The 16,666-nt window shown below is 66.5% G+C and carries 9 protein-coding genes; 5 read left to right on the top strand and 4 right to left on the bottom strand.

The genetic code is table 11. The features are described from left to right. Positions 1-289: 289 nt before the first annotated feature. Together AC5P7X_RS07890 and AC5P7X_RS07885 are read right to left on the bottom strand one after the other, a co-directional pair. Positions 290-3,046 carry a TonB-dependent receptor gene (locus tag AC5P7X_RS07890; RefSeq protein ID WP_171957780.1) on the bottom strand — a complete coding sequence of 919 codons (2,757 nt, stop codon included), beginning with the start codon at positions 3,044-3,046 and terminating at the stop codon, positions 290-292. A gap of 274 nt (positions 3,047-3,320) precedes the next feature. Beyond that, positions 3,321-5,375, bottom strand: coding sequence for a glycoside hydrolase family 97 protein (locus AC5P7X_RS07885; RefSeq protein ID WP_329841830.1), 2,055 nt, complete (start codon positions 5,373-5,375; stop codon positions 3,321-3,323). A gap of 237 nt (positions 5,376-5,612) precedes the next feature. On the opposite strand from AC5P7X_RS07885, the gene AC5P7X_RS07880 reads away from it, so the two are divergent. The 5 genes from AC5P7X_RS07880 (at position 5,613) to AC5P7X_RS07860 (ending at position 11,986) form a co-directional block, all read left to right on the top strand. Beyond that, the gene (locus AC5P7X_RS07880; RefSeq protein ID WP_329841457.1) at positions 5,613-7,814 is read left to right on the top strand and encodes a glucosidase family protein; all 2,202 of its coding nucleotides are present in this window, start codon (positions 5,613-5,615) and stop codon (positions 7,812-7,814) included. Further along, positions 7,811-9,298, top strand: a complete 1,488-nt coding sequence (locus tag AC5P7X_RS07875) for an MFS transporter (protein ID WP_053496886.1) — start codon at positions 7,811-7,813, stop codon at positions 9,296-9,298. The genes AC5P7X_RS07880 and AC5P7X_RS07875 overlap by 4 nt, the downstream gene beginning before the upstream one ends. Then, positions 9,298-11,013 carry an alpha-amylase family glycosyl hydrolase gene (locus AC5P7X_RS07870; protein ID WP_495214705.1) on the top strand — a complete coding sequence of 572 codons (1,716 nt, stop codon included), beginning with the start codon at positions 9,298-9,300 and terminating at the stop codon, positions 11,011-11,013. Before AC5P7X_RS07875 ends, AC5P7X_RS07870 begins: the two co-directional genes overlap by 1 nt. 127 nt (positions 11,014-11,140) lie before the next feature. Further along, the gene (locus AC5P7X_RS07865) at positions 11,141-11,527 is read left to right on the top strand and encodes an SseB family protein (RefSeq protein ID WP_005415624.1); all 387 of its coding nucleotides are present in this window, start codon (positions 11,141-11,143) and stop codon (positions 11,525-11,527) included. Between the two features lie 141 nt (positions 11,528-11,668). After that, entirely contained in the window at positions 11,669-11,986 is a 318-nt protein-coding gene (locus AC5P7X_RS07860; protein ID WP_329841459.1) for a hypothetical protein, read from the top strand. 132 nt (positions 11,987-12,118) lie between these two features. Here the strand turns inward: AC5P7X_RS07860 and AC5P7X_RS07855 are convergent, their stop codons facing one another. Together AC5P7X_RS07855 and AC5P7X_RS07850 are read right to left on the bottom strand one after the other, a co-directional pair. Then, complete coding sequence (locus tag AC5P7X_RS07855; RefSeq protein ID WP_329841461.1) at positions 12,119-15,703, bottom strand: ABC transporter permease/M1 family aminopeptidase; 3,585 nt, start codon at positions 15,701-15,703, stop codon at positions 12,119-12,121. Positions 15,704-15,715: 12 nt separating this feature from the next. Continuing rightward, positions 15,716-16,618 carry an ABC transporter ATP-binding protein gene (locus tag AC5P7X_RS07850; RefSeq protein ID WP_005412555.1) on the bottom strand — a complete coding sequence of 301 codons (903 nt, stop codon included), beginning with the start codon at positions 16,616-16,618 and terminating at the stop codon, positions 15,716-15,718. Positions 16,619-16,666 lie beyond the last annotated feature (48 nt).

Raw genomic sequence — 16,666 nt, 5'->3', positions numbered from 1 at the left:
CGAAGCGCCCCGTCCCTTTTTTGTGGGTGGGATTCCGGTGAAAGGCATCCACGCATGGCGTGGATCTACCGGCCCGTTGACCTCGTGCCGTGCGAAGGTCGCCTCGCCCGTTCAGTAGATCCACGCCATGCGTGGATGGGCCTTGCCAACCAACGGCCGGCATCCACGCAAAAGAAAACCCGCTGCCTGCGCAGCGGGTTTCCGGTCCTGCTCCCTTTGTGTTGCCGGCCAGCGGCCGACGCTACCGGGTTCGGGGTGCCAGCCAGCGGCCGGCACGACCCGGCCGTGATCAGAACTTGTAGTTCACGCCCAGCATGTAGGTGCGGCCCCACTCGATGTACTCCAGCGGGCGGTCCTTGCTGCCGGCGTAGGTGCGGTACGGCTCGTTGGTCAGGTTGCTGCCCTGCAGAAGCAGGGTCAGGCCACGCAGGGCACTGCTGTCGCTGAAGGTGTAGCTGACCTGCGCATCGGTCACGTTCTCGCCGACAACGTAGCGCAGGCTGCGGTTGCCGTTGAAGTTGCCGATCTCGCCGATGAAGTCCGAACGCCGGCGCTGGCTGACGCGTGCTTCAAAGCCGCTGCGCTCGTAGTAGGCGGTGAAGTTGTACACGCGCTTGGAGAGGCCCGGCAGGCTGATCGGATCACTGCCCACGCTGGAGGCGCTCTCCGGGTCCAGGATGGTGATGTCGCTCTTGTTGAAGGTCGCGCTGGCCTGCACGCCGAAGCCACGCAGGCTGTCGGTCAGCATCTCCAGCGGGAACGATGCGGTCAGTTCCAGGCCCTTCAGCGTGCCGCCCTTGCCGTTCTGCGGGGCGGAGAAGGTGCCGGTGGTCAGCACCGGTGCCGTCATGCCCGGCGGCGGCACGTAGCTGCCCAGCAGCGCGGTGAAGTCGTAGTTGTCGACCGACTGGGTGTAGACGTAGCTCTTCAGGTCCTTGTAGAAGATCGCGGCGGCCACGTAGGCCTTCTCGCCGAAGTACTTCTCATAGGACAGGTCCAGCGCGGTGGCACGCCACGGGTCCAGCAGCGGATTGCCGCCGCTGCCGCCGGGGCGGCCGGTGCCGGTGTCCACGCCGAACTCCAGGCCGGCGCGCATCTGGTCCACACGCGGGCGTGCGACCTGCTTTGCAGCGGCGAAGCGCAGCGTCTGCTGGTGCGGGAACAGGAAGGCCAGGTTCAGGCTCGGCAGCCAATCGTTGTAGGTGCGGCCGTTCGAGTACGGCTGCACGTTGTTGCCGGCCGACTGCGAGCTGTCCCAGTAGCGCGAATCCGAACTCTGGTCGGTGTGCTGCATCTGCACGCCGATGTTGCCGCGTACGCCGACTTCACCGATGTCGGCGTTGATGTTCAGACGCGCCCAGGCGGTGGTGATCTTCTCCTGTACCGTCCACGACTTGGGAATCAGGTAGTCCAGGTTGTCGACCGGGTTGAAGGTCATGTAGCGGCCCACTGCGGCCGGCACGTCCCAGGCCGGGATGGTGCCGAGGCCGGCGAAGCCCAGGTTGACCGGGCGGTACTGCAGGTCCGAGGCGATGTTGGCGTCGCCCTGCGCCCCCAGCAGGATGTTGCCTTCGGACTGGGTCTTCACCTTGCGGCGGTCGGCGTAGTTCACGCCGATGTCGATGTCCGGCGCCCACGACGCGAGGGCATCGGGCAGGGCAATGGTGGCGGCCAGCTTGCCACCCTTCAGGCGGTCTTCCACCTTCGGCACCTTGCCGTAGCCGGAACCGTAGATGGTGTTGGTCAGGAACAGGGCGTCGGGGTTGGAATAGTTCAGCCCTGGGCTGATCTGCGAGAACCCGTCCTGGCGGATCGTCACGCCGACCGTATCCAGTTGCGGCATCGGGGTCAGCTGCAGGTTGTTTTCCAGGTTCAGCTCGTCGCGCGTGGCCTTGGAGTAGTTCAGGTCGGCGACCAGCTTGACGCCACTGAAGTTGAACTCGTTGTTCCAGCCGAACGCATCGATCTTGTCCTTGCGCTTGTTGTACATGCCGCGCACCAGCGGATACACGCCACTGGCAGTGCCACCGGTGAACGAGCCATTGGCGTTGACCTGCGGGTTGCTGACCAGCAGGCCCGGGGTGTAGTTGCCGTTGTAGTTGCTGAGGTTCAGCTCGAACTGGTTGGCGGTGTCGATCTGCTCGGCTTCGGTGTGGAATGCATCGAAGGTGCTGGTCCAGCTGTTGTTCGGCCGGAACTGGATCGTGGCCATCACGCCGTCGCGCTTGTTGTTGCCGGTGCGGCGCAGCGCCTTGATGCCATCGGAGAAGTAGGTGCCGGCACCCACGCCCGGACGGTCGCCCTTGTCGGTGTGCTCGGTGGTCCACGGTTCGTACAGGCCGACCTGGTTCTCCTGGATCGGCATGTCGCTGTGCGCATAGCCGATGGCGATGCCCAGGGTCTTGTCCAGGAACTGGTCGATGTAGCTGGCGCTGAAGCGGTTGCCGTACGGATCGGTGTTGGCCGCGCGGCCCAGCGAGCTCTTCTGGTAGCGGCCACTGACCGCGATCACGCGCTCGCCGAAGCTGAGCGGGCGAGCGGTCTGCATGTCGATGGTGCCCGACAGGCCCTGTCCGACCAGCGCCGCGTCCGGGGTCTTGTACACGGTCACGCCGTTGACCAGTTCGGACGGATACTGGTCGAACTCGACGCCACGGTTGTCGCCGGTGCTGACCACTTCGCGGCCATTGAGCAGGGTGGTGGCGAAGTCCGGCGACAGGCCGCGCACGCTGATCACCTGCGCACGGCCGGCAACGCGCTGGGCGGCCAGGCCGGGCAGGCGCGAAATGGACTCGGCGATGCTGACGTCGGGCAGCTTGCCGATGTCTTCGGCGGAGATCGCTTCGACCACAGAGGTGGCGTCCTGCTTGACCGCGATCGCGCTCTCGATGCCGCGGCGGATGCCGGTGACCTGCACCGTATCGAGGTTGGTGGCGGCGGTGCCGGCCGGCGTGGTGGTGCTCTGCGTGGACTGTGCCGACGCCAGCGTCGGCGCCAGGACAACGGCCAGCGCGATGCTGAGCGCGCTGCGCTTGTGGTTCAACATTTTCCCCTCCCAGGCAATGTTGCAGATCGATTTGTGAGCGTTCCGGCGGCGCCGTGAACGTGCGACGCGGTGGCCGCTGTCGTCGCCGCTATGGTAGGCAGCGCGTTCTTCGCGGGAATCACCCTGCATACGTATTCAATGGCGTCTGCAGGGATGTAATCGCTTTCAAGTGTCTCGTTCTGTAGAGCCGAGCCATGCTCGGCTGCATTTCGGCGCTACGCACCGCCGCCCGAGCGTGGGCTCGGGCGCTACGGGGGCGCAGGCAGGAAAACGTTCAGCGGATCGGCGTGAAGCGAATGGCCTGGCCACCGCCTGGTGCCAGCACCAGCGTCAGTGCATCGGCGCTGGTCACCTCGCGGGTTTCACGCATGAACGCGAATGGATTGCTGCGGAAATCCGCGCCTTCACCATCACGGTAGATCTCGGCGCGGTAGCGCACGCCAGGTTCCAGGAAGCCCAGTGACACCGGCAGCACGCGGCCGTGTTCATCGGTGATGCTGCCGAGGAACCAGTCGCGGCTGTTGCGGTCGCGGCGCACGATCGTCACGTAGTCACCCACTTCGCCATCGAGCACGCGACTCTGCTCCCAGTCCACCGCCACGTCCTCGATGAAACGGAACGCCTCGCGATGCTGCAGGTAGTGTTCGGGCAGGTCGGCGGCCATCTGGATCGGGCTGTACAGCACCACGTACAGCGCCAGTTGGCGGGCCAACGTACTGGGGATGGCCTGGCCGTGGCGGCCCTTCAGGCTGAGGATGCCGGGGGTGTAATCCATCGGCCCGGCCAGCATGCGGGTGAACACCAGGTTGACCTCGTGCTCAGGCGGGTTCGGTGGCTGGCCCCAGGCGTTGTACTCCATGCCGCGAGCGCCTTCGCGCGAGATCCAGTTGGGATAGGTGCGGCGCAGGCCGGTATCCTTGATCGGCTCATGCGGGTTCACCGACAGGTGCCGGCGCGCGGCTTCCTGCACCACCTTCAGATGGTGGCGGGCCATGAACTGCCCGTCATGCCACTCGCGCCACAGTGGGCCCCCCGTGGGATTGCGGCGGTCGACCTGGCCGTCGTCGCAGACGTAGCCGGTCTTGAACTGGTCCACGCCCAGTCGTGCGTAGAAGTCCAGCGCGGCGCCCAGCTGGGCCTCGTAATGTTCGATGGCGCAGCCGGTTTCGTGGTGACCGATCAGATGCACGCCCTTGTTCAGGCCATACGCCGACAGCGCTTCGATGTCGAAATCGGGCGTGGCACGGGTGAAATCGAAATCGTAGCCATTGCCGACCCAGTTACCGTCCCAGCCCGGATTCCAACCTTCCACCAGCACGCCGCGGAAGCCGTGTGCAGCGGCGAAATCGATCACCTTCTTCGTCTTGGCGGTGGTGGCCGCGTGCTTCGGCCCGGTCGCCCAGCTCTCGTTGTCCAGGTGCATCGACCACCACACGCCCAGGTACTTGGCTGGCTTCACCCAGCTCACATCGCCCAGCGCGTTGGGTTCGTTGAGGTTGAGGATCAGGTCCGATTCGACCAGGCTGCCGGCACGGTCGGCGATCTGCAACGTGCGCCACGGCGTGGCGAAGGGCAGGGTGCGGCGCACCTTCCAGCCTTCGGCCGAGGGCGACAGCTGCGCGCGCAGGCGCTGTCCACCGCTGCGGCGCAGCCACATGCCGGCGTAGTCCACCAGCGCGGCCTCGTGAATGGCCACATGCAGGCCATCGCGGCTGCGCAGGGTCATCGGCGTATGCACCAGCGGTACTTCGTGCAGCGGGGTGCGCTGGTACAGGTACTCGTAGTGGATCGGCTCGCCGGCCGGGATCCACCAGGCGGTGGAATCCTGTGCGATGGCGAACTCGGTCAGCTCGTCATCGATGATGGCCTCGCGCAGATTCGGCTGTTCGGGGAACACGTAGCGGAAGCCGAGGCCATCGTCGTAGACGCGGAACACCACATCCAGCCGGCGCTTGCTGCCGGTGGTTTCGGCCAGCTGCACGGTCAGCTCGTTGTAGTGGTTGCGAGTGAGCCGGCGTTCGCCCCACGGCTGTTCCCAGGTGTCATCCACGCTGTGCCGCTGCTGGCCCAACAGGGTGAAATCGCGGTCCAGGCGACCGTCGCGCAGGGCGAAGCCGAGCTTCGAATCCTCCACCACAGTGTCGCCCAGACGCTCGACCCGGTAGCGGGCCGTGCCGCCGTCCAGCACCAGGCTGACCTTCAACACCTTGCCCGGCGATTCGACGCTGGCCACCTGGGGCGCGGCCTGTACCAGCGTGGCCCATCCGATCAGGGCCAGGCCCAGCATGTGCGCGAACACCGCGCGTACAGCAGTGGGTGACATCGGCAGTTGCCCTCCCAAGGCGCCGTTGGCAGACCCGGACCATAAGCCAGCGCGGCAGGTGCGCTACCGCGTGACGCCATGAATACGTATGCAACTGGACGCAGCCGACAGCCCCGCGTCTACCATGGGGCCAGGGCACCTTGAGGGAGGGGCCGCGCCCGCCCGCCGGCAACGTCGGTGCGGACCTACAACGCGTGCAGAGAGGGAGGGAGGCCGACGGGCGCAAGCCGGTCCGCCGCTTCGATGCTGAAGATCATTTGCCTGACCGCTGCCCTGGGGGCAGCGCTGGGATCGACCGCGCAGGCGGCCGACCTGCAATTCGATGGCCGCCATGCGCGTGCCGAAGCCGCTGCCAACGGCAGCTTCGTGCTGCATGCGCGCACACCGGAAGGGCGCGGCGAGGTGCGCATCGCGCCGATGCCGATGCGCAGCCAGACCGGCAGCGTGATGTTCGATGCCCTGTTCGCGCTGGCCCAGCAGGAGATGGACCAGGACCGCGTGGACGCGATTCGCGATCCCGCGTTCGACGAAGGCCGACCGGTGCCGTGCGAGTGCTTCCAGACCGGCGCGCGCTGGCCCTATGTGTGGACGCGCGATGTCAGCTTTGCCGCCGATCTGGCGCTCGCACGCCTGGACCCGAAGCGCACCCGGCAGTCGCTGCAGTTCAAACTGTCGGCGGCGCGCGACGGGCACACGCCCGGCCTGTTCGTCGCGCAGGACACCGGTTCCGGTGGCAGCTGGCCGATCAGCAGCGACCGCGTGGTGTGGTTCCTGGCGGCTCGCCAGCTGCTGGAGGATCGCGCATTTGCCGACCAGGTCTGGCAGGCGCTGCAGGGCACGCTGGCGCAGGACCGCGCGATGGTGTTCGACGCGCAGATGGGCCTGTACCGTGGCGAGACTTCGTTCCTGGACTGGCGCGAGCAGACCTATCCGGACTGGACCCGCGAGGACGTGCGCTTCATCGGTGATTCCTATGCACTGTCCACCAACGTGCTGCACTACCAGGCACTGCGCCTGGCCGAACGCCTGGCCGGGCAGCACGGCGATGCCCGCGCGGCCGATTACAAGGCCTGGGCCGACGCATTGGCGCAGCAGATCGATGCGCGCTTCTGGCGCGAGGATATCGGCCAGTACATGAGCTACATCGGCGAAGCGGCGCACCCGGTTCCGTACGCCAAGGTCGATCTGCTCGGCCTCTCGCTGGGCATCCTTGCCGAGGTGCTGCCGCCCGAGCGCGCGCGGCGTGCGCTGGCGGCGTATCCGATGGGGCCAGCCGGCAGCCCGGTGGTCTGGCCGCAGGAAGCACAACAGCCGATCTATCACAACCGGGCGATCTGGCCGTTCGTCAGTGCCTACTCGCTGCGTGCGGCGCGGCAGCTGGACGATGCGCCGCGCATCGCCGCCGAGATCCGCTCGCTGATGCAGGGTGCCGCGCTGGCCGGTTCCAACATGGAGAATTACGAGCTGGTCAGCCAGGCCGTGCATGTCGATGAAGGCGCGCTCAGCGGGCCGGTGGTCAATTCGGAGCGCCAGCTGTGGTCGGTGGCTGGGTATCTGTCGATGGTGCTCGAAGGCGTATTCGGCGTACAGGCTGGCGGCCGCGTGCAGCCCAAGCTGCCAGCCGCGCTGGTCCCCGAACTGTTCGGCAAGCAGCGCCGCATCTCCCTGGAGGCCGATGGCAAGCGCTATGTGCTGGAGCGGCCGAAGCAGGTGGGTGATGGTCTGCTGGTGGCGGGCCAGGTAAAGACGCGTGGTGCCACCACCACCGTGCAGCTGGTGGCCACCGCAGCGGCACCGCGCAGCGTGGCGACGACGGCCGACGCCAATGCGCGCGCACCGGCCACGCCGGCCGCGCCGCAGGCGCGACGCAAGGGCAGGGGCTGGAACATCGAGGTCGCTGCCGGCCAGGTGCTGTGGCAGGACGGTCGCGCGCTCACCGCCAGCAATGGCCTGGCACGCATCGGTGACGATGGCCTGCAGCATTGCCTGAGCCTGACCCGGCGCGACGGCGCGTTGGAATCGCTGCACAGCCCGATGGTCTGCGTCGGTCCGCAGCAGCGACTGAAGGGTGCCGAGCGCTGGCAGTTCACCTCGGCCAAGGCGGGGCAGGTGCGCCTGCGCCTGCAGTACAGCAACCCGAATGGGCCGATCAACACGGGCGTGACCGCCGCGGTAAAGCAGCTGGCGCTGCAGTGCCCTGGCCAGCCGTTGCAGCGGCACACCGTCACCCTGCCGCACAGCGTGGCCGTGCAGGACTCGACCTCGGCGACGTTCCCGGTGCCGAAGGGCCGATGCGCGGTTACGCTTGAAGAGGGCTTCAACATGAGCACACTGCAGCATTTCGCGCACTACACCGGGGGCAAGGGCGGGCGCGACGGCGTGCTCAACCAGGCGCAGGTGCAGGCGCTGACGGTGGCGCCCGTGGCTGTAGAGGGCGCACGATGAATCGCCCCGCCAAACCCCAGCTGTCGTTCTGGCAGATCTGGAACATGTGTTTCGGTTTTCTCGGCATCCAGTTCGGCTTCGCCCTGCAGAATGCCAACGCCAGCCGTATCTTCGAGACGCTGGGCGCGGACATCGACGCGGTACCGGGGCTGTGGATCGCCGCGCCGCTGACCGGCCTGCTGGTGCAGCCGGTGATCGGCTACCTGTCCGACCGCACCTGGACGCGCTGGGGGCGGCGCCGTCCGTTCTTCATGATCGGTGCGGTGCTGACCACGCTGGCCCTGCTGGTGATGCCGAATTCGCCGGCGCTGTGGATCGCGGCCGGCACGCTGTGGGTGCTCGATGCCTCGATCAACGTATCGATGGAGCCTTTCCGTGCCTTTGTCGGCGACCAGCTGGCGCCACGCCAACGTCCGGCCGGCTACGCGATGCAGAGCTTCTTCATCGGCGTGGGCGCCATCGTCGCCAGCTTCCTGCCGTTCATCCTGGCCCACTTCGGGGTCGCCAATACGGCCGCCGCCGGTGAGGTGCCGGACACCGTGCGCTATGCGTTCTACTTCGGCGCGGTGGTGCTGCTGGCGGCGATCACCTGGACGGTGGTCAGTACCCGCGAATATTCACCAGCAGAACTGGCTGCCTTCGATGATGCCGAACCGCCGGCGCATCATGCGGGAGCGGTGATCAACGGCCCGGCCCCATGGACGCGGGTGGCCCTGTGGCTAGGGCTGGGTGTGCTGTTGGCGCTGCTGATCACCTGGCGACAAGGCGACAGGATGCTGTACGTGCTGGCAGGCCTGTGCGCCGGCTACGGCCTGCTGCTGGCGGCCGCGCGCGCGTTGCCGGCCACGCATATGCTGGCCGCCATCGTCGGCGACCTGCGCGCGATGCCGGTGACCATGCGCCGCCTGGCGTGGGTGCAGTTCTTCTCATGGTTCGCGCTTTTCGCCATGTGGATCTACACCACTGCTGCGGTGGCCGGTACCCACTTCGGTTCGACCGATCCACAGTCGGCGGCCTACAACGAAGGTGCCAACTGGGTGGGCGTGCTGTTTGGCGCCTACAACGGCTTCGCCGCGCTGGCCGCGGTGCTGATTCCGCCGATGGTGCGTGCGATCGGCCTGCGTTGGAGCCACCTGGTCAACCTGTGGCTGGGCGCTGCCGGCCTGGTCTCACTGATGTTCATCCGCGACCCGCACTGGCTGCTGCTGTCGATGGTGGGTGTGGGTTTTGCCTGGGCATCGATCCTGTCGTTGCCGTATGCACTGCTGTCCGACAGCGTGCCGGCGTCGAAGATGGGCGTGTACATGGGCATCTTCAATTTCTTCATCGTGATCCCGCAGCTGGTGGCGGCCAGTGCGCTCGGCTTTGCCCTGCGCGCATGGCTGGGTGGCCAGCCGATGCATGTGCTGGTGTTGGGCGGCTGCAGCCTGTTCATCGCCGGCCTGTGCGTGCTGCGGGTTCCGTCCCGTCCGGAGGTGGTGTGATGCGTGGTGTCCTGGCTGTTGCCGTTTCCCTTGCCCTGTTCGCCGGCCAGGCCGTGGCCACGCCGCGCCCGGACTACGTCGGCACCACCGAACCGTTCGCCAGCGATGCGGTGTATTTCGTGGTCACCGACCGCTTCGTCAACGGTGATCCATCCAATGACCATCGCGACCAGGGTGGCGCGCACCGCACCTTCGACATCCCGGTGCCATGCCCGGACAAGGTGGATGGCAACATCGGCTATCTCGGCGGCGACTTCCGTGGTGTACTCGACAACGCGCAGTACATCCGCAACCTGGGTTTCGGCGCGGTATGGATCACGCCGATCGTGGACAACCCGGACGAAGCCTTCACCGGCAGCAAGCCGATCAGCTGCACCAGCACGCTGACCGATCGCGGCAAGACCGGCTACCACGGTTACTGGGGCATCAACTTCTACAAACTCGACGAGCACCTGCCCAGCAAGGACCTGGACTTTGCCGGGCTGACCAAGGGCCTGCACGGTGCCGGCTTGAAGGTGGTGCTGGACATCGTCGGCAACCACGGTTCGCCGGCCTGGACCATGCCGATACGGCAGCCGCAGTTTGGCCAGATCTTCGACAAGGACGGAACGCTGATTGCCGACCACCAGAACCTGCCACCGCAGAAGCTGGACCCGAAGCACAACCCGCTGCACGCGTTCTACAACAACATCGGCCCGGTCGACAGCAAGGACGGCTCGATCTTCGACGGCAACCTCGCCGAACTGTCCGACTTCAACCAGGACAATCCGGCGGTGATGGACTATCTGGTCGGCGCTTACCTGCAGTGGACCGCGCAGGGCGTGGACGCGCTGCGCATCGATACCATCGGCTGGCTGCCGCACCCGTGGTGGCATGAATTCGTCAAGCGTATCCGCGCCGAGCACCCGGGCATGTTCATGTTCGGCGAAGCCTTCGACTACAACGCGGCGACCATTGCCGAGCACACCTGGCCGGCCAATGCCAATGTCAGCGTGCTCGATTTCCCGCTGCGCGGCGCACTGGAACAGACCTTCGGCACCGCCGGCAAGGGCTTTGAGACGCTGGCCGAGCCGCTGCACCTGAGCGGTGGCCCGTATGCCAATCCGTACGAGCTGATGAGCTTCTACGACAACCACGACATGCCGCGCCTGCAGGCCAGCGACAATGGCTTCATCGACGCGCACAACTGGCTGTTCACCGCGCGCGGCATTCCGGTGGTCTACTACGGCTCGGAAACCGGCTTCATGCGTGGTCGCGCCGAGCATGCCGGCAATCGTGCCTACTTCGGCCAGCCGCGTGTGGACGCTGCGCCGCAGAGCCCGATCTTCGCGCCGCTGCAGCGCATCGCCAGGCTGCGCGCAGCCACCCCGGCGCTGCAGCGCGGCCTGCAGGTGAACGAGCGCCTGCAGGGCAACGAGGCGGTGTTCTTCCGCGTGCTGCAACAGGGCGAGGTGGCGCAGACCGTGCTGGTGCTGCTGAACAAGGGCGATGCCGCGCATGCCTTCGAGGTGGATCGCTACCTGCAAGCCGGCACTTGGCGTGACGCGCTGGATGGCGGCACGGTGAAGGTCGAGCGGCAGCTGAAGACTGACGTGCCGGCGCATGGGGTAAAGGTCTATGTGCTGGACGCCACCGTGCAGCAGCCGGCACTGCAGGCCGAACTGGACAAGGCGATGGCCAACCAGCGGGCACGGGACCAGCGCCTGGCGCGTTGATGGGCCTGGGCCAGGCGGCTGTAGAGCCGAGCCACTGCTCGGCTGCGCTTCTGAGGAACGCAGATAGGGGCAGCCGAGCGTGGGCTCGGCTCTACAATAGGAGCCCCTATCTCCCCGCCGTGCCGCCATGACCGACCTCGTCCCGCAGACTCCGATCGAAACCCTGCTGAAGGCGGCGATGGACGGGGCGGTGCCGATCCGCGCCTTCATGGAAGCCTTCGTCGCCTCCGAGGTGGTGCTGCAGACCGGCAGCCTGGTGACCCCCGATGGCAGCGGTTTCGACCCGCTGCTGTTCGACAAGCAGGGCACGTTGCACGTGGCCGTGTTCACCGATCCGTCGCGGGTGGGCATCTACAGCCAGCAGGCCGAACACCAGATCCGCTGGCTGATGCTGGACGTGCTGCGTCGCGTGCCGGGTGGCTACGGCGTGGTGATCAATCCGGGCACCCCGCTGGGCTTCGAGATCTCGCCCAGCGGCATCGGCGAGATCCTGAAGGACTTCGCCCAGGGTTGATTGTCATGTAGAGCCGAGCCCATGCTCGGCTGCCGTTCGCGCCATGCCGGATCAGTCGAGCACGGCCCGACCCTACAGAACGCTTCCCTTCGGGTGCCGTACGTGGTCCCCTTTGGATAACACCAGGATCGAGGCTCTGCTGTGGAATTGAAGGAATTACCTGTCGGCTCACCGGCACGATCACGCCATTCCCGCTCCGCACTGATCTTCCTGATCGCAGCCATCATTGCCGCGCTGGTGTCCATGCCCCTGCTGCGCGCGGTGGGCATGGTGCAGTGGCCGGCCTTCGCCATTGCCTGGCTGATCAACCTGGGTTCGGCCTGGTATCTGGCCCAGTGGGCACGCGAGCAGGGTCGTTCGGCGTGGGCATTCGGATTGCCGGCGGTGCTCGGTACCGTCGCTTCGATCGTGGTCTATGTGCTGTTGGCGTTGCTGGGGCCGAAGGCCGCGGTGCACTGAGTTTTCGCGGCTGCCGTGGACAATGTGCCGAGCATGGCTCGGCACTACAGTAGGGCCAAGCCAAGCAGCAAGGCCGAGCCAAGCCCGCACGCGTTGCGTGGAGCGCCGGCGCACAGGCCCGCGCCCCCTCCCTCACATCGTCACCTTGCGCCGGTTGTCATCGCTCACCCGGTCGATCAGCTTGTTGTAGGGATCGAAGCCCGCTTCATCCGGCTTCCCGTCCACCGTCACCGTGATCTTCGGCTCGGCGCTGGTGATGTGGTGGCGCTGCAGGTACAGCACCTTCTGGTCGCGCTCCTTGCCCGACGGGCCGTTGGCGAACACGCCGATCTCGACCCAGTCATCCATCTTCGCGTCGCTCTCCTTGCCCTTGCCATCGGCGTACTGCTTGGCGGCGTGCAGGTCCAGGGTCACGTCGTAGCGCCCGTCATCGCGCTTGCGGGCGCTGGCGGCCATCACCCGGTTGTCGTAGAAGCTGATCTTCTCGAACAGATCGGTGACCAGCTGCTGGCGGTCAGCCGGGGTCTCGGCGCGGATGTAGCCCAGCAGCTCGCGTGAGGTGGTGTACGGCGGCTGCTGGTAGCCCTTGTCCTGCAGGAAGCGCTTCAACGCCCGGTTCAGGGCCTGCTCGCCGATTTCCTCGCGCAGCCGATAGAACACCAGCGAACCCTTCTGGTAGTGGATGTACTGCTGGTTCTCCACGCGCTCCAGCGGCTGTTCCTCGATGGCCTCGCCGCCGCGGCCGGACAGGTAACCGTCCAGCTCGCGCTTGAGGAACTGGCGCATGTGCTGGCGGCCGTACTCCTGCTCCATCACCATCAGCGCCGAGTACTGCGACAACGATTCGGACAGCACCGTTGCGCCCTGCACGTTGGCACCAATCACCTGGTGCGCCCACCACTGGTGTGCGATCTCGTGCGCGGTCACGTAGAACACGTAGTCCACCTTGTCCGGGTCACGCAGGTCAGCGATGAAACCGATGGCCTCGGAGTAGGGGATGGTGTTGGCGAACGACTGCGCGAAGCGGGCATAGCCCGGGAACTCGATGATGCGTACCTGGCGGTGCTGGTACGGCGTGAAGTTCGCCTCGTAGTAGGCCAGTGATTTCTGCACCGCCTCGATCATCCGGTCCACGTTGTAGCCGTGCGCCGGATCGAAGTAGACCTCGATCGGGATGTCCTTGTACTTCGCCTTGCGCACCTCCCAGCGTGCCGACAGGTAGGCGTAGAAGTTCAGCATGGGCCGGTCCATGGCATAGCTGAAGCAGCGCCGGCCATTCACCGTGGTCTCGTGCCGCAGGTAGCCCGGTGCCAGCGCGACCTGGTCCGGCGCGGTGCACACCGTGGTGCGGAAATCGAGCCAGTCGGCATCATTGGAGATATAGGTGTTGGCCCGCGCTGCCTCGTCTTCCAGCCTGGGCATGCGCCGCGGTTCACCGAGATCGCGCTTGCGGCGTTCGTTGCGGTCGCTGATCTCGGCGCCCTCGTTATAGCCGAAGGACGGCAGTACGCGGCTGTTGAAGAACGTGCCGTTGTCCACGATGTTGCTCGGGGCCTGGCCGGCGGTGATGCCGTTGGGCTTCTGCACCACCCGGAAATGCACGCTGCGGGTTTCGCCCGCTTGCAGCGGCCTGTCCAGCCGGTAGATGCGGTAGCCGAGATCCTTGTCGTGGAAGGTCAACTTCTGCCCGCCGAGGTCGGCGGCCAGCAGCTGCTTGTCGTCGCCCATTGAGACATGCAGTTCCTGGATGGGCTGCGCGTGCAGGTTGCGGATGGTCCAGTTCGCATCGATCACCATTGACTGCGATTCCGGGAACAGGTCCACGCGGTTGTCCACGGCGACAATGCGTGGCTGCGGCAGGTTGCGGTACTTCGACAGCTCGCGCTCGTAGCGGGCCTGCAGGTCCAGCTGCTGGTCGGGCGGGATGAACTCGTTGCGGATGTTGGTGCTCCAGTACAGCCAGCCGCCCACGCCGACGAACGCCACTGCTGCCAGCGCCGCAAAGGCGCCGGTAGGGCCGCGCAGCCGACGGCCAGCCAGCGCCAGGCGCTGGCGCAGGCCCTGGCTGACACCGCGTACCCAGAAGGCTGAAGCCAGGCACATCAGCGTCAGCAGGAACAGCGCCCAGTAGCCCTGGAAGGCCAGCTGCCCTGGCAGGAAGTGGCCGTAGCCGTTCATGTCCGAATAGGGCGCGTTGGGCCAGCTGCCGAAGTTGTACAGGTGCTGCGTGTAGTCGAGCAGGCCGAGCACGCCCTGGCCGATCATCACCACGATCAGCAGCGCGTAACCGACGAACTTGTTGTTGGTGAGTACCTGCAGCACCAGCGCCAGGCCCCCCATCAGGATGTAGACCACCGAATCCAGCGCCAGGCTGCGCAGGTACAGCAGCGGCTCCAGATGGGTGTAGCCCTTGGCCAGCTGCACGCCCATCGCGGCCAGCGCACCGGCGGCCTGGAAGCAGACGATCACCGCCAGCAGCGCAGTGAACTTGGCCAGCAGTGGCACCCAGTTCGGCACCGGCATGGCATCGGTCACTTCGTTGATACGCGCGCTGCGTTCCTTCCAGACCAGTTCACCGGCGAAGAACAGCACGATGATCACCAGCAGCCAGCTGAAGGCGCCCTGCAGGGCCATGATCATCTGCGAGGTGACCGGCCAGATCGAGGTGCCGTACAGGGTCTGCCGGAACAGCGCGCTGGGCAGGAAGTTGGCCAGGCCCAGCACCAGCAGCACGATGAACGGCACGCTGCGCAGCACGCCGCGTGTATCGAAGCGCACCTGGCGCAGGAACTGCCGCCACGCCGTGGTGGCGGTGAACGCCGGCACCACGCGCGGCAGTGCTGCGCGGGTGGGGCGGACACTGGCGGCATCGGCAACCGGTGGCGCCTGCCTGCGGCCCCAGCGCCGACGACCACTGCCGCTGCGTTCGGTACGGAACAGCGCGAAGGTGGCGGCGAACAGCGCGGCAGCCACACCCAGCCACAGAGCACGGTTGGCCAGCAGGTAACCGGCCAGCTCGGGAATCCCGTTGTTGCGTTCGGCGGTGGACCAGTAGCGGATCGTGCGGCCGAGGGCGCGCATGCCCAGCGGTTCGCTCAGCACCGCGATCCACGTATTGTCGATGTCACGCAGCAGGGCCGCGCTGGCACCGTACAGCACCAGGTAGGCCACCAGGCCGATGTAGACCCACAGGATCGAGCGGGTCAGTGCCGCCAGCAGCGACAGCAGTGCGGTGGTGAACAACAGGTTCGGAATGACGATGACCGCGAACGTCCACGCATAGCCCTGCCAGCTGATCGGGCCCATGCGCTCGGGATCGACCCACGGCATGAACGGTGCCAGCCACAGCCCGAACGCGATCACCACGTAAACCAGCAGCCCGGCGGCGAGGGCAGCGGCGATGCGCCCCGCCAGGTAGTCGCGGCGTTTCACCGGGCTGGCGAAGATCAGTTCGGCGGTGCCCAGTTCGAAGTCACGCAGCAGCGCATTGCTGACGAACAGTGCAGTGACCAGCATGCCGAGCAGGGTGAAGATGCCCAGCATCTGCGCGATCACGGTGGGCGCGTTGCTGTGCACGTTGCCGCTACCGCCACCGATCTGCACCGCATCGCTGGAGGCGGCGGCGAAGGCGAGCAGGGCGAACAGCCCGGCCAGCAGCCACAGCAGCGGGGAGCGCAGCTGCTCGCGCAGCTCGAAACGGAAGAAATCGAGGATCATGGTGTGCTCCGCTCAGGCTGCCGCGCGGGCACGGGCCTGCAGGCGCAGGCGCTGGAAGTACACGTCCTCGAGGTCGGGAGCCACGGCCGCGAAGCCATCGCCGGGGTCGTTGGCGCTGTGCACGTGGATCACTGGGCGGCCCCCGACCAGGCGGGTCGAGAGCACCACGTAGCGTGCTTCATGGTCGGCCAGTTCCGAAGGATCGACCTGCTTGCGCCAGACCTGCTGCTGCAGGGCATCGATGGCATCGGCCGGTCGCCCGGTCAGCAGCACCTGGCCCTTGTTCATGATCGCCATCGTCGGGCACAGGTCGGTCACGTCCTCGACGATGTGGGTGGACAGGATCACCGCCACGTTCTCGCCAATCGCCGCCAGCAGGTTGAGGAAGCGGTTGCGTTCCTCCGGATCGAGGCCGGCGGTGGGTTCGTCGACGATTACCAAGCGTGGGTCACCCAACAGCGCCTGAGCGATGCCGAAGCGCTGTCGCATGCCGCCGGAGTAGGTGCCCAGCTTGCGCTTGCGCGCGTCCCAGAGGTTCACCTGCTGCAGCAGTCCATCGACCACCTCGCGACGCTGGGCGCGCTGGGTCAGGCCCTTGAGCACCGCGAAATGTTCCAGCAGGTCCAGCGCGCTGACTTTCGGGTACACGCCGAAATCCTGCGGCAGGTAGCCCAGCCGGCGGCGCACCGCATCCTTGTCGCGCAGTACGTCGATCGGCGCCTCGCCCGGAATGCTGAGCGTCGCCGTGCCGCTGTCGGCCTCCTGCAGGGTGGACAGCGTGCGCATCAGCGACGACTTGCCAGCGCCGTTCGGGCCGAGCAGGCCGAACATGCCGCGCGGGATGTCCAGGGTGACGTTGTTGAGGGCATGCACGCCGTTGGCGTACGTCTTGGACAGCGAATCGATCTTCAGCACTTGGCAGCTCCAGGAGAAGAGGCGGACCGAGATGGAATCGACCGGGCG

It is taken from the genome of Stenotrophomonas sp. YJH_SMC_53 (assembly GCF_059369995.1).
Note: the sequence above shows the minus strand (reverse complement) of the source record. Positions and strands in the feature narration are given on the sequence as shown.